Genomic DNA, 13,498 nt, shown 5'->3' on the forward strand with positions numbered 1-13,498 from the left:
CGGACGATTCTGCGTCACCACCGGGGCCTTGCCGCAAGGCCCCCACTGCGCTATATGTTGAAAGTGGAAGGGATCCGATCTCGATCCCGCATTCCGTTTCCCCGTCAGCTACGACCCGAGACTCGACGTCGGCAGCGCCGCCGAACCGCTCGCGGGTGGCTGCGGCAGCAGGGTCAGATCGCCGGTGGCGGCCACCTCGACGGGGGGCTGGCTGACACTCTCCGCCCCCGTCTCGACGTGCCCCACCCATCGGCGTCGGTACGACGGATCCTCGGCGATCGTCATCGTGGCGTCGTACCACCCCTGTTGCGAGTCGACGATCCAGAAGTGTTCCGCGCCCGCCGCCACCTGGGCAGAGCTTCCCGCCACGGTGACCGTCACAGCGCTCGGGCCCGCGTTCGACACGGTCAGCCGCACCGTTCGACCGATCGGCTCGATCGTCGTCCGCGTCTGCACCGCCGCACCCGGACCGTTCACCGATCCGGCGAACTCGCGCCGGAATCCGTTGGGGCCGATCATCGTCAGGTCGTAGTGATCACCGGGCACGGCGACCGTGTCCGCGCGGTCGACGAGTACGTCGTAGTGCCGGGGCAGGTCGAACTCGCCCGCGTACGGGTACAACGCCAGATGCGCACTGGCGGTCCCGGTATTCCGCATCCGCACCGACAGCTGCCGCGCACCGGCGTCGAACACGACGTCCGCGTCGGGCTGATACGGCAGCGCCCGGGCAGGTCGGGTTCCGCTCTCCTGCACCGGCATCCGCTGCTGCTCGGGTGGTGCAGGCTTCCAGCGCGGGGTCAGCGGCGGCGCGGGCGGCGGCGGGGTGAGCGGCGGTCGGGCGCGCGGCGTGTCGAAGTCGAACGCCGACGTGAGATCGCCCGCGACGGTCCGACGCCACGCGCTGATCTCGGGCTGCGCGAACCCGAATCGCTTCTCCAGGAACTGGGTGATCGAGGTGTGGTCGAACACCTGCGAGCACACGTATCCGCCGACGGTCCACGGTGAGATCACCGTCATCGGCACCCGCGGCCCCAGTCCGAGTGGCTTGTCGCCCACGTACTCGTCGGCGACGTCCCGCGGCGGCAGCGGCGGCGGCACGTGATCGTAGTAGCCGTCGTTCTCGTCGAAGTTCAGCAGGACCGCTGTCTTCGACCAGGTTTCGGGATCGGACGCGATCGCGTCGAGCACCTTGTAGACCAGCGTCGCGCTCGACGCCGGCGACGACGTCATCGGATGCTCGCAATCCACGGCCGACGGCACCAGATACGACACCTGCGGCAGTGTGCCCGCCTCGACGTCCGCGCGGAAGACGTCCGCGAGGGTGCCGGGCCGCTCGCGGCGCAGTGCCCGGTCGTACAGTCGCCGGTCGGGGCCGTCGAGTCGCGACACCCCGTCGTCGAGGCACCCGAGCAACAGGGTCTGCACGTCGGACGGCAGCAGCGGCAGCGCCGCGTACAGCGCTGCGAGCGTGGGGAACTGGTACGGCACCAGCGCGGGATGCCCGAGCAGCGCGTGCACCACCTGCTTGAACCGCACGAAGTATTCGAGGTTGTTGTCGGTGAAGTTGTCCCACTCCTGGTAGGTCCGCCAGCTGATCCCGGCCGTCTCGAGCCGCTCCGGGACCGTCGTCCAGGTGTACCCGTCGTGCCAGGGCATGTACGAGTCGTTGGTGACCGCCCGGGACCCGTTCGCCTCGAACCCGGTGTACCCGCTGATCCAGTAGTTGCGGTTGGGCGCGGTCGACGTCGGTACCGAACAGAAGTAGGCGTCGCACACCGTGAACGACTCGGCGAGCTCGAACTGGAACGGGATGTCCTGCCGGTCGTAGTGGGCCATCGTCGCCGCGGTCTTCGCGGGAATCCAGCCGTCGTGCCAGCCGCCGGCGACGGCGGCCTGCCCACCGGCCCACTCGTGGTCGAGGGCGTCGACGTTCTGGGTATCCATCCGCTGTGCGCCCGCCGCCTCCCGGATCGGGTACGGCACCACCACGGATTCCCGATCCGGCTGCTCGTACACGGTGCGGCCGGTGCGCAGGCGCAGCGCGTTGGGGTCGCCGAACCCGCGCACGCCGCGGAGGGTGCCGAAGTAGTGGTCGAAGGCGCGGTTCTCCTGCATGAGCAGTACGACGTGCTCGATCGAGTCCAGGCCGCCCGGTGGCACCGGCGACGCGAGCGCGGCCTGCAGCGACGGTGGCAGCAGTGATCCGGCCGCGGCGGCGCCGACGGCACCGGCACCCAGGGCCATGAATCGCCGTCGGGACATCTCGAACGTCACGTCTTGACCTCCTGAAAGAGCCGAAATGCGACACGGTTGGCCGGAGGCTATCGGAGCGGCGGGCGCGCGGAGGCGGATTCGGCCGTAGCACTGCGATGAATATCGCGAGCAGGCGCGGTCTGTATGGCTGAGGCTCCACGCATCGGGCGTGGGGCAGCCACAGAACGGGAGCTCGCCATGACCGCCTCCTTCCCCGCCACCCGCACCACGCCGGGCGCCGCCACCGTGTCGCCGCGGGCCCGAATCGCCGGCCTCGTCGTCACCGCGCTGGTGGTGGCCTTCCTGTTGTTCGACGCCGTCATCCACCTCGCGAACATCCAGCCGGTGAAGGACTCGATGGCCGAGTACGGCTTCCCCGACTACGCGCCGTACGTCATGGGCGTGGTGATGCTGGTGTGCCTGGCGCTGTACCTGACGCCGGTCACGGCGATCCTCGGGGCGGTGCTGCTCACCGGCTACCTCGGCGGGGCGGTCGCGTGCAACATCCTCACCGAGCAGCCGCTGCTGTCGACGATCCTGTCGCCGGTGTACGTCGGGATCTTCGTGTGGGGCGGGCTGTACCTGCGGGACGCCCGGGTCCGCGCGATCATGCCGCTCGTCCGCGGCTGACGGAGTCAGTGGGCGACTCCACAGTTTCCGGGACCGGCCACCGCCTAGGCTTGTCGTCGTGAAGAAGTTCGTGCCCGCCGCCGTCGCCGACATCCTGTTCGTGGTCATCTTCGCCCTACTCGGCCGGAGAAGCCACGAGGAGGGCCTCGACGTCGGAGGCCTGCTCACCACGGCATGGCCGTTCCTCGCCGGCCTGGCAGCGGGCTGGGCGATCACGTTCGGGCTCTACCGTGACAAGTTCGACGCACTGCTGCCGGTCCCCACCGGCGTGATCGTGTGGCTCTCGACCCTGGTACTCGGCATGCTGCTCCGGGTGGTCAGCGATCAGGGCACCGCGTTCTCGTTCATTCTCGTCGCGGCGTCGTTCCTCGCCCTGTTTCTGATCGGATGGCGGGCGATCTATCAGGCAGTGCGAAAGCGCCGAGTCGCGCGCCTGAAGTAGGCGACGGCCGACGCCTCCGCACAGGATTTCTCGGAGGCCGCGATGAGCTCGACAGTCGAACAGCAGCCCGAGCGGTCCCGTTCGGATCACGGCTTCTTCGGACAGCCGTTCGCGCTCGCGAACCTGTTCGGCGTCGAGATGTGGGAACGCTTCTCGTTCTACGGCATGCAGGGCATCCTGCTGTACTACCTGTACTACTCGGTGGCCGACGGCGGACTGGGGCTCGACAAGACCGCGGCCACCAGCATCGTCGGCGCGTACGGCGGCACGGTGTACCTGTCGACGATCGTCGGGGCGTGGATCGCGGACCGGCTCCTCGGCTCCGAGCGCACCCTCTTCTACAGCGCGTGCCTGATCATGCTGGGGCACATCAGCCTGGCGATCATCCCCGGCCTGGCGGGTGTCGGGGTGGGGCTGGTGCTGATCGCGTTCGGCAGCGGCGGACTGAAGGCGAACGCGACGTCGCTCGTCGGTGACCTGTACGCGCCCGACGACGAGCGCCGCGACGCCGGCTTCTCGATCTTCTACATGGGGATCAACGTGGGTGGCCTGGTCGGTCCGCTGCTCACCGGGTGGGCACAGAAGAACTGGGGCTTCCACGTCGGATTCGCGCTCGCCGCAATCGGAATGGCGCTCGGCCTCATCCAGTACACGCTCGGCCGCAAGCACCTGCACGGTATCGGTTCCGCCGCCCCCAACCCACTGCCGGAGGCCGCGCGGCCGCGGGTCGCCGTGATCGCGATCGTCGCGGTCGCGGTCGTGTTCGCCTTCTCCTTCGCCGGGGTGATCACCACCGCCAACCTCTCCGAGATCGTGGTGGCGCTGACGATCGTCGCCGCGGTGGCGTACTTCGCGGTGATCCTGACGAGCCGGCGGATCACCCCCACCGAACGCAGTCGGGTGTTCGCGTTCATCCCGATGTTCGTGGCGAGCGCCGCGTTCTGGTCGCTGTTCCAGCAGCAGTTCACCACCGTCGCGATATATGCCGACGCCCGCCTGGACCGCAATCTGTTCGGCTGGGAGTTCCCGCCCACGTGGGTGCAATCGATCAACCCGGTGTTCATCATCATCTTCGCGGGCGTCTTCGCGGCGCTGTGGACCAAACTCGGCTCGCGGCAGCCGTCGTCGCCGATCAAGTTCGCGCTCGGCACCGGCATCATGGGCATCGCGTTCCTGTGCTTCATCCCGATGTCCGGTGGTGGCCCCAACAGCGCGCCCCTGCTCGGTCTCGCCGGGATCCTGCTGCTGTTCACGTTCGCCGAACTGCTGCTCTCCCCGGTCGGGCTGTCACTGTCCACCAAACTCGCCCCGGCCGCGTTCCACACCCAGATGGTGGCGCTGTTCTTCCTGTCGGTGGCGCTCGGCTCGAGCCTGGCCGGCACGCTGTCGCGGTTCTACGACGAGCACAACGAGGTGCCGTACTTCGCGACCGTCGGCCTCGCATCGATCGCCATCGGCGTCGTGCTCGCCGTGCTGTCCCCCTGGATCCGCCGTCTCATGCGCGGGGTCCACTAACCCCCCCTCGCGTTTTGCGCACTTATCGCGCCGAATCGCACCCCGAAACCGCGATAAGTGCGCAAAACGCGGGGGGTCAGCGGACGAGAAGGTCCCGGACATGGGCGGTCTCGTTCACCGACGCCACCCGTCGGGCCCCGTTGCGCGAGATCAGCACCCGGCTGATCGACACGTAATCGATCGGGAAGGTCAGCGGTCGCGGCAGTTCGAGGAGATCCTGCAGCACGACGTTGATCACCCCGCCGTGGGCTACGACCACCACAGTGTCCTCGTGATTCGACTGCGCGACAACCGCCGTCATCGCCTCTCGCACGCGACTCCGGAACGCGTCCTCGTCGACGAAGTCCGGCAGCAGCCCGGCCCGGATGCGTTCGAACGCCTCGGGCATCCGTTCGCGGGCCTCGTGGATCGGGATGTAGTAGCCCTGATCGGCGTCGTACTCGGCGAACCGGTCGTCGATCACCGGGCTCACACCCAGTGATTCGACGAGCGGCCCGGCGGTCTCGATCGCCCGCCGCTGCGGGCTGGTCACCACCCGCGCGACCGTGACGTCGGTCAACGGGGACGGCAGCCGCCGGGCCTGACGACGCCCCAGTTCGGTCAGGCCCGGATCCGCCCGCCCCTCGGCGACGGCGACGTGCTCCGGCAGCGCGTGCCGGACGAGGATCAACTGCACGGTCAGGCCCCGTAGCCGGACGCGCCTGCCCGGGTGAGCACCATCTTCGACAGCACCGCCCGGTTCGACAGCCGCAGCACCGCGTCCACGAGTTCGACGACGTCGTTCACGGTGAGCATCGTGTCGGCCGGGATGCGGTCCTTGGTCCACTCGGACATGTCGGTGTCGACGTAGGCCGGCGCGATCGCGGTTCCGGCGACGCCGTTGCCGGATTCCTCGGCGTTGAGCGTGTCGACGAGCGAGAGCAGCGCCGCCTTCGTCGCCCCGTACACCGCCAGGTTCGCCTCGGCGTACACGCCGGTGATCGACGACACCGCAAGCACTTTCGCACCGCGCTCCGGGTTCTCCGCGGCCCCCTTGCGGAGCAGCGGGAGCGCGCGTTGCAGCAACGTGAACGGCGCCGTGAGATTGACCGCGACGGTCTTCTCGAACCGCTTCATCGGGTACTCCGCGATCGGTCCGGCGGTGCCCACCCCGGCGTTCAGGACGAGCGCACGCATCGACCCGAAGCGCTCCACGTGCGCGCCGACGAGCGCCGACGACGCATCGGGATCGGCCATATCGGCTGCGATCGCGACGACGTCGGACGCCCCGGCCGCCCGCAGGTCCGCGGCGACCGCCTCGAGCCGGGACGCGTCCCGCGCGGTGATGGTGAGCCCGTACCCCTGCGCCGCAAGCCGTTCCGCGATGCCGAGCCCGATGCCGCGCGAGGCTCCGGTGATCAGTGCACTGTGCGTCATCGATGTTCCTCCATCGCGGCGAGTCCGGCAGCGACGAGCGGGGGCACGGCCTCGCACGCGTGCGCGAACCCGTCGCCCGTGGTGGCGCCGGCGAGATGCCGGTGCGTGATGCCCTCGGCGATCACCGCGAGCTTGAAGTTGGCCAGACCCAGATAGAAGCCCCAGTGGTCGAGCGGCGTTCCGGTCGTCTCGGAGTACATCTGCGCGATCGCATCGGCCGACGGCAACCGCGGACTCGTCCACGCCGCCGGCTCACCGAGGATCACGTCCAACGCCGGATGCCGGTAGACGCACATCTGCGCCAGGTCGGCGAGCGGGTCCCCGAGCGTCGAGAGCTCCCAATCCACTACCGCAACAACGCGACCCGGATCGTCGACCGCGACGAGAGTGTTGTCGATCCGGTAGTCGCCGTGCACGATCGCCGCCCGCGACGTAGCCGGCACCGCATCCTGCAACAGCCCGTGCAGGCGCTCGAGGTCCGGGAGATCCCGGGTCTTGACGCGTTCCCACTGCCGCGCCCACAGCGCCACCTGCCGGGACAGGTAGCCGTCCGGCCGGCCGAACGCCTCGAGCCCCACCGCACGATGGTCCACGGCGTGCAGCGCTGCCAGCACTCGCACCAACTCCCGCACACACGAGTCGATCTCGGCGCCGCCGAGCCGGTCGAGGTCGTCGACGGTGCGGATCACCTGTCCGTCGACGAACCCGGTGACGGCGAACGGTGCGCCCATCACCGCGTCGTCCTCGCACAGCGCGACGGTCGGCGCGACCGGGACAGCGGAGTCCTGCAGCGCCGCGCACACCCGATACTCGCGCGCTACATCGTGCGCCGACGGCGTCAGTCCCGCGGTCGGCGGCCGTCGCAGCACCCAGCGGGAGGCGCCGTCGGACACCTCGAAGGTGAGGTTCGACTTGCCGCCCGAGATCAGCCGTGCCCGCAGCTCGCCCGCGACGGCGACACCGCTGTCACCGAGGAATCGCTGCAGCGCTGCCAGATCCAAACCGTCCAACTGCGTCGCGGTCACGACAGCCCCTCCTCACGTGCGGCCCGCTTCGCCTTGCCGACGACGCGCTTCGCGAGCGCCCAGCGGTGCACCTCGGACGGGCCGTCGTACACCCGGAACGGCCGCACCTCGCGGGACAGCCGGGCGAGCGGCAGGTCGCCGGACACGCCCATGCCGCCGCACATCTGGATCGACCGGTCCACGATCCGGAAGATCGCCTCGGACCCGAAGGCCTTCGCGATCGACGTCGAATCCGACGCGGACCCACCCTGATCGAGTTCCCAGCACGCGCGGGTCAGCAGCGCCCGGGTGGCCGCGATATCGATCTCGTTGTCGGCCACCATCTGCTGGACCATGCCGAGATCGCCGATCCGGGAACCGAACCCGTCCCGGCGCGCGACGTAGTCGACCGCGACGTCGTGACCCCGGCGGGCCGCACCGAGCCACCGCATCACGTGGGTCATCCGGGCCGGACCGAGGCGCACCTGCGCGTAGGCGAAGCCCTCGTCGACCGCACCGAGGACGGCGTCGTCGGGCACGAACAGGTCGTCGAAGAACACCTCGCAGTGGCCGCCGATCATCGCCCGATCCAGCGTCTCCACATGCCGGCCCACCCGAATCCCCGCCGACGTGGCCGATGCGAGGAACATCGTCGCGCCGCCGCGATCCCCCGGCGCCCCGGACGTGCGGGCCATGATGATGAAGAAACCCGCTCCGTCGGCGCCGGTGATGAACCACTTGTGGCCGTTGATCTTCCATCCCCCGGGCGCCTTCTCGGCGCGGGTGGTCAGCGCCGACGGGTCGGACCCGGCACCCGGCGCCGGCTCGGTCATCGCAAAGGCCGAGCGCACCTCGCCGCGGGCGAGCGGGCCGAGGAACTCCTCCTTCTGCGCCGGACTCGCGACGTGCGCGAGCAGGTGCACGTTGCCTTCGTCCGGTGCCGCGATGTTGAGCGCGGTCGGCCCGAACAGCGAGTAGCCGGCGGCCTCGAACACCGGGGACCGGTCGCTCATGTCCAGGCCCAGCCCGCCGAACTCGACGGGCGCGTGCGGCGCGAGCAACCCCCGCCCCTTCGCCTCCGCCTGCATCTCGACGCGGATCGCGTCACCGCCTGCCGCGGCGATGTCGCCACCGTGCGCATCCTCGATCGGCAGGACCACGTCCCGCACGAATTCCCGCGTTCGTTCGACGAGGCTCTCCACCTCGGGCGAGTACGACAGGTCCACCGGCATGTCACATCCTCCGTCCCACACGACCGACCGATCGATCGCTCGGTAGGGCCGAGCGTGCCACGACCAGCACGATCGGTCAAGGCTCGGGCCCTGCGGCGGTCAGTCGGAGCCGACCGCGCCCCGGGCGATCAGGAGGTATCGGTCGACCAGCGCATCGGGGCTCAGCGGGCCGTTCGGTCGGTACCAACTCGCGACGGCGACGCACATCGTGGTGACGGCCCGACTGGCGTCGTCCGGGTAGGGCGTGGAGAAGTCGCCCGACCGCACCCCGTCCCGCACGATCTCGTCGAGCATGCGCTGCTGCTCGTCCCGCAGGGCCACGTACTCGTCCCGGGCGTCGGGTTCCATGCTGCGCATCTCGGTGGACGCGACGAACGCCTGGTCGCGCCGGAACATGTGGAACCGGAGCAGCGATTCGACTACGGCGTCGAACCGTTCGCGCGGCGTCGGCCCGGCCTCGGCGAGCGCGAGTCGACTGCGCTCGAGCAGATCTGCCATCACCGCGCGGGTCAGCCCGATCAGCAGCGCCTGCTTGGACGGGTAGTGGTGGTAGAGCCCGGGCACCGACAGTCCTGCGCGCCCGGCGATCTCGCGGATCGACGCACCCTCGTAGCCGCGCTCGGCGAACAGGGCGAGCGCCGCGGCCAACGGCCCGGACATCGTTGCGTCGTCGTAATGCCGCCACGAGCCGGGGACTTGGTCGGTTGTCATTCCCCCACCGTAAGCCAGACGGGGTCACTCGCCCGCCGCACCGCTCACTTCGCCGCCGGCTTGGCCATTTCCCGCATCAGCAGGTCTGTCATCTTGACGGCACGGTCGCCGCCGTCGGCGTCCGCGACGAAGACCGCGAAGGCGAGGTCGCCGCGCGATCCGAAGAACCAGCGATCCGTGTCGTTCCCGGAGGCCACACCCATCAGGTCCGGGTACCCCTTGAGGAACGAGGCATTCCCCTTCTGGACGTTGTCGCGCATGGTGTTGCGCAGCTGATCGGTGACGGCAGTGGGCAGCGCGTTCTCGGCATTCTTCACGGTGGCCTGCTGGCCCTCGACGATCATCGGCAGCGGGGCGCTGCCGCGCGCGACCGAGGCCGCGACCATCGCGAGCCCGAACGGACTCACCTTCTGCTCGGATCCGTTCTTCGACTTCATCACCTGGTCGACGTTGGATTGCGACGCCGTCAGCACGGCCGTCTCGGGATCCAGTCCGGGCATCTCGTAGTCGAGACCGATGCCGAGTTGCCGGCCCGCCTTCTCGAGGTCGTCGTCGCTCACGTCTTTCGGGGCGACGCCGGCCTGCGCGGCCGCCGCGGCGCGAACGAGGTCCAGCGAGTTGCCGGCCGGGTACAGCCCACTGAACGTGATGGGACCCTGCTCGATCGCCTGATTGTTCTGTGCGGCAGCGACAACGGCTCCCGTGGACGGACGGACCGCGACGATCACCGAGGGGGTGCCGACGCTCACCACCGCGTTCTCTGCCGCCAGCTGCAACTGCGAGTCGAGGGTGGCCTTGATGTCGGGTCCGGGCGGCCCCTGGTAGCCCACCTGCTGCTGCACCGCGCCGTCGGGATCGACGACGTTGACGGCCCAGCCGGCGGTGGCGTCCCGGTTCGCCTGCCACACCTTGCGCAGCGGGTCGAGCAGGGGGGTGACGATCCGGCGGTCCGTCGTGATCAGTTTGGGCTGCTTGTCCACGATGACACCGGGAATCCCGGTGAGGTCCTTCTCCAGGTACTGGAAGTCCTGATCACGCAACAGCACTGCAACGATCCGTTGCCCGGGCTTGGCGGCCATGTCCTGCCGCATCGAGTCCCCGGTAACGAGTGGGGCAACGGGCTCGAGCGCCTTCGCGAGCCGGTCGGTGGTGGCCACCGGGTCGGGCATCGACGCCGGATCCAGGGTGATCGCGTTGATCGTCTGTTCCGCCATCAGGGGGTTACCGGCACCGTCGAACACCTTGGGCGGCGCGGCGTCGGTGCGGTCGTAGTACACCGTGCGCCCGTGCCCGAGCGCCGGCGCGAGCAGCGTGGGATCCCACGAGATGCGCCACCCCACGGCCAGCTTCTTGACGCCCCCGTCGACGAAGTAGCTCCAGTCCTTGCCCTCACCGAAGTTCCACGCCGCGTCGACGGTGAAGAAGCCGGAATCGCCGTTGAGCTCCATGAACTGGGCCAGGGTCCACGTCGATTCCTTCGCATCGAGCCCGTCGAACATCTGCTGGATGGACTCTTCGGCAGCATTGGGATACGAGGTCAGCTCGGCGGCGGCCTCCGCGTCGCGGTCGTTGAGGGCACGGACGAACCCTGTGACGACCGACTGCGCGCTCGCGTCGGACTTGTCTCCCACACAGGACACGAGCGCGACGGCCAGGACGGCTACGAGACCGAGCGGCAGGGCAATGGCACAGCTACGCCGGACGCGGGGCGACGCTCGGAAACCCATGGCCACAATCCTCCCGATTGTCACATCAGCAACAAGCACGGATCGCGTACGAAGGGGTCACGATTGCGCTACCGAGGCGCCTCGTCGATACCTTCTCGTTATTCCGCGCCGGGTCCGGGGATGCGGCGGAACTACCGGAGGAATCGACCGGCGGCTTCCAGCGCTGGACCCGAACTATCCGCTCCCGCAACGAAAACCGCGAAAGCGAGATCCCCGTTCATGCCCACGAACCAACCGTGTGGGCGCGTGCCCTCACCGTACTCCGCGGTTCCGGTCTTGCCCTCGAGGTTCGGTAGATCGGCGAGGGTCCTCGCGGTCCCGTCCGTGACCGTCTCCCGCATCATCGACCGGAGCGCGGCGTCGACGTCGGCGGGCGTCGGGGTGACGGTGCGGTCGGCAACGCCCGGCTTCCCCACGATCATCGTCGGGGCCGGCGTGGAGCCGTTCGCGATGGACGCCGCGACGAGCGCCATGCCGAACGGCGACGCGGTCACCGCGCCCTGCCCGATCGCGGACTCGACCCGTTCGGCGGGGGTCTCGGCGGCGGGCACCGACCCGGTGACGGTCGTCAGGCCCGGCGTCACGTAGTCGACGCCGAGGCCGAACTGCAGCGCCGCCTGCTGCAGCGCGTCCGGCGGCAGCGACACCGCGAGGCGCCCCATCGTCGTGTTGCACGAGTGCGCGAACGCCGAGTGCAACGGCACCGACCCGAGATCGAAGTTGTCGTCGTTCGGGATCTGCCGGCCCTCGATGTTCTCGGTGCCGGGGCACGGGAGCACGGTGTCCGGGGTGACCTTCCCGGCCTGCAGCGCCGCCGACGTCGTGACCGTCTTGAACGTCGACCCGGGCGGGTAGAGACCGGTCAGCGCGACCGCACCCTGCGCGTCGGCGGGGGCGTTCTGCGCGACGGCCAGCACCGCGCCCGTCGACGGCCGCAACGCGACGATCGCGGCGGGCTGCGGCACGCTCACGAGCGCGTCCTCGGCCTTGGTCTGCAGCCGCAGGTCCAACGTGGTGCCGATGTCCGGGACCGGTGCCGCGTCCTGTCCGGCCAGGCGCCGCGTCGTGCCGTCCGCGTTCACCATCTGCACGGCCCACCCGGCGGACGCGTCCTGCTGTTCCTGCCACACGGTCGTGAGGTCGGCCAGCACCGGCGACGACAGCGCCCGGTCCACCGTGAGCAGGCGGGTCTGCTGCACCAGTTCGACACCGGGAATCGCCGCGAGCCGGTCCCGTATGGGCTCGATGTCCTGTTCGCGCAGTGTGATTGCGGTGACCGGCTTGCCGTCGGACTTCCCGAACTCCGCGCCCAGCGACTCGGCGGTGACGGTGGGGGCGATCGGATTCAGCAGCCGGGCCAGCGCGGCGGCGTCGGCGGGCGGTTGCACGTTCACCAGGGTGACCACCTGCTGCGTCATGATCGGTTGCCCGTCACTCGCGACGATCTTCGCGGGCGTCCCCGACGTCGGGGTGAAGCGCACGGTCGAGTCGGCGCCCAGGCCCGGCGCGAGCAGTGCGGGATCCCACGCGATCACGTCGCCGTCGACGCGGCCCTCGGTGGAGTACTGCCACTGCTTGCCGTCGCCGAAACTCCAGTCCGCGGCAAGGGTGAAGGCGTCGCCGTTCTCGGACACCGTGAACGTGCGCCCCTGTGCGTTCAGCCCGTCGAGCATCGCGGTGATGGCCGTCGACGCAGCCGCCGGATCGCTCGTCAGGTCGGCTGCCGCCGGGACGTCGCCACTCGCGAGCGCGTCGGCGAACCGCTGCTCGGGTGAGGGGTCGTCACCCCCGCAGCCGGACAGGACGAGGGCGGAGGCCACGGCCAGGACGGTCGCGGTGGTGCGGGGGCCGGGTCGCGAGAGGGACATGGTCCCGATGATGCCCGAGAAACAGACCTCGCGGACGGTGGCGCCTCCGCGTCAACGGAGTAATCATGTAATCAGAGCAGTGAGTGTTACCCGATCGACCGAGGAGGACGATCATGGGAAGGACACATGGCCACGGCGGATTCGGAACCGGTGGCCGCAGATTCGGACGACCCGGCGGCTGGCAGCAGGCCGACGCCCCGGACGCCTCGGACGCCTCGGAGTGGTTCGCGGGACGACTCCCCGACGACTGGTTCACCGGCCCCGCGACGGTGGAGGTGGACCGCGAGGAGATCGTCGTGTTCGGCGAACTCCCCGGCGAGGAGACGGAGAATTCCGCGGCCGCGGAGGAGGGCCGCGTCGCCCGGTTCCGGGAATCGACCCGGCCCGCGCGGATGCAGATCGCGGACGAGGCCGAGGCCCGGTACGGGCGCAAGGTCGCGTGGGGCGTCACGATCGGCGAGCGGCGAATCCTGTTCACCCATCTGGCCGTTCCGGTGATGACGCGGCTGCGTCAGCCTGAACGCAAGGTGCTCGACACGCTCGTCGACGCCGGCGTCGCGCGGTCGCGGGCGGACGCCCTGGCGTGGACGGTCAAGCTGGCCGGGCAGCACGCCGAGGAGTGGCTCGCGGAACTGCGTGAGGCGATGCGCAAGGTCGACGATCTCAGGTCGGAGGGCCCGCAGGTCTGATCGCGGCGCTC

General features: G+C 69.7%; 12 protein-coding genes. 4 read left to right on the forward strand and 8 right to left on the reverse strand.

Annotated features, from left to right (window positions below; genetic code table 11):
- Positions 1–108 precede the first annotated feature (108 nt).
- A complete protein-coding gene (locus LCL87_RS05450) occupies positions 109–2,274 on the reverse strand; it encodes a phosphocholine-specific phospholipase C (protein WP_225017457.1) in 2,166 nt (721 codons plus the stop codon).
- Between the two features lie 177 nt (positions 2,275–2,451).
- Between LCL87_RS05450 and LCL87_RS05455 the strand changes: the two genes are divergently transcribed.
- The 3 genes from LCL87_RS05455 to LCL87_RS05465 are packed head-to-tail and all read left to right on the forward strand — an operon-like array spanning position 2,452 to position 4,840.
- Positions 2,452–2,883 carry a DoxX family protein gene (locus LCL87_RS05455; RefSeq protein WP_225017459.1) on the forward strand — a complete coding sequence of 144 codons (432 nt, stop codon included), beginning with the start codon at positions 2,452–2,454 and terminating at the stop codon, positions 2,881–2,883.
- Positions 2,884–2,941: 58 nt separating this feature from the next.
- The gene (locus LCL87_RS05460) at positions 2,942–3,325 is read left to right on the forward strand and encodes a DUF3054 domain-containing protein (protein WP_225017461.1); all 384 of its coding nucleotides are present in this window, start codon (positions 2,942–2,944) and stop codon (positions 3,323–3,325) included.
- Between the two features lie 42 nt (positions 3,326–3,367).
- Entirely contained in the window at positions 3,368–4,840 is a 1,473-nt protein-coding gene (locus LCL87_RS05465; protein ID WP_225017463.1) for a peptide MFS transporter, read from the forward strand.
- Positions 4,841–4,916: 76 nt separating this feature from the next.
- Here the strand turns inward: LCL87_RS05465 and LCL87_RS05470 are convergent, their stop codons facing one another.
- From LCL87_RS05470 to LCL87_RS05500, 7 genes are all read right to left on the reverse strand, one after another.
- Positions 4,917–5,516, reverse strand: a complete 600-nt coding sequence (locus tag LCL87_RS05470; protein WP_225017465.1) for a histidine phosphatase family protein — start codon at positions 5,514–5,516, stop codon at positions 4,917–4,919.
- Between the two features lie 2 nt (positions 5,517–5,518).
- Entirely contained in the window at positions 5,519–6,256 is a 738-nt protein-coding gene (locus LCL87_RS05475) for an SDR family oxidoreductase (RefSeq protein ID WP_225017467.1), read from the reverse strand.
- Positions 6,253–7,281 (reverse strand): phosphotransferase family protein, encoded by a 1,029-nt coding sequence (locus LCL87_RS05480; protein ID WP_225017469.1) that lies wholly within the window; start codon positions 7,279–7,281, stop codon positions 6,253–6,255. Before LCL87_RS05480 ends, LCL87_RS05475 begins: the two co-directional genes overlap by 4 nt.
- Positions 7,278–8,492 carry an acyl-CoA dehydrogenase family protein gene (locus tag LCL87_RS05485; protein ID WP_225017471.1) on the reverse strand — a complete coding sequence of 405 codons (1,215 nt, stop codon included), beginning with the start codon at positions 8,490–8,492 and terminating at the stop codon, positions 7,278–7,280. The genes LCL87_RS05480 and LCL87_RS05485 overlap by 4 nt, the downstream gene beginning before the upstream one ends.
- Positions 8,493–8,591: 99 nt before the next feature.
- The gene (locus tag LCL87_RS05490) at positions 8,592–9,203 is read right to left on the reverse strand and encodes a TetR-type transcription factor C-terminal domain-containing protein (RefSeq protein WP_225017473.1); all 612 of its coding nucleotides are present in this window, start codon (positions 9,201–9,203) and stop codon (positions 8,592–8,594) included.
- Positions 9,204–9,247: 44 nt separating this feature from the next.
- The gene (locus tag LCL87_RS05495; protein WP_225017475.1) at positions 9,248–10,930 is read right to left on the reverse strand and encodes an NTF2-like N-terminal transpeptidase domain-containing protein; all 1,683 of its coding nucleotides are present in this window, start codon (positions 10,928–10,930) and stop codon (positions 9,248–9,250) included.
- 131 nt (positions 10,931–11,061) lie between these two features.
- Positions 11,062–12,798 carry a penicillin-binding transpeptidase domain-containing protein gene (locus LCL87_RS05500; RefSeq protein WP_225017477.1) on the reverse strand — a complete coding sequence of 579 codons (1,737 nt, stop codon included), beginning with the start codon at positions 12,796–12,798 and terminating at the stop codon, positions 11,062–11,064.
- Between the two features lie 113 nt (positions 12,799–12,911).
- On the opposite strand from LCL87_RS05500, the gene abmR reads away from it, so the two are divergent.
- The gene (abmR, locus tag LCL87_RS05505) at positions 12,912–13,487 is read left to right on the forward strand and encodes an ATP-binding transcription factor AbmR (RefSeq protein ID WP_225017479.1); all 576 of its coding nucleotides are present in this window, start codon (positions 12,912–12,914) and stop codon (positions 13,485–13,487) included.
- The last annotated feature ends 11 nt before the right edge of the window (positions 13,488–13,498 follow it).

Origin of the sequence: Prescottella equi (genome assembly GCF_020171745.1) — a bacterium.
Classification (GTDB): Bacteria; Actinomycetota; Actinomycetes; order Mycobacteriales; family Mycobacteriaceae; genus Prescottella; species Prescottella equi_A.

Excerpts from the sequence above, each read along its gene's own strand:
- LCL87_RS05455 (WP_225017459.1), top strand. The coding sequence starts at position 2,452 with ATGACCGCCTCCTTCCCCGCCACCCGCACCACGCCGGGCGCCGCCACC.
- LCL87_RS05465 (WP_225017463.1), top strand. The coding sequence starts at position 3,368 with ATGAGCTCGACAGTCGAACAGCAGCCCGAGCGGTCCCGTTCGGATCAC.
- LCL87_RS05475 (WP_225017467.1), bottom strand. The coding sequence starts at position 6,256 with ATGACGCACAGTGCACTGATCACCGGAGCCTCGCGCGGCATCGGGCTC.
- LCL87_RS05485 (WP_225017471.1), bottom strand. The coding sequence starts at position 8,492 with ATGCCGGTGGACCTGTCGTACTCGCCCGAGGTGGAGAGCCTCGTCGAA.
- LCL87_RS05490 (WP_225017473.1), bottom strand. The coding sequence starts at position 9,203 with ATGACAACCGACCAAGTCCCCGGCTCGTGGCGGCATTACGACGACGCA.
- LCL87_RS05495 (WP_225017475.1), bottom strand. The coding sequence starts at position 10,930 with ATGGGTTTCCGAGCGTCGCCCCGCGTCCGGCGTAGCTGTGCCATTGCC.
- LCL87_RS05500 (WP_225017477.1), bottom strand. The coding sequence starts at position 12,798 with ATGTCCCTCTCGCGACCCGGCCCCCGCACCACCGCGACCGTCCTGGCC.
- abmR (WP_225017479.1), top strand. The coding sequence starts at position 12,912 with ATGGGAAGGACACATGGCCACGGCGGATTCGGAACCGGTGGCCGCAGA.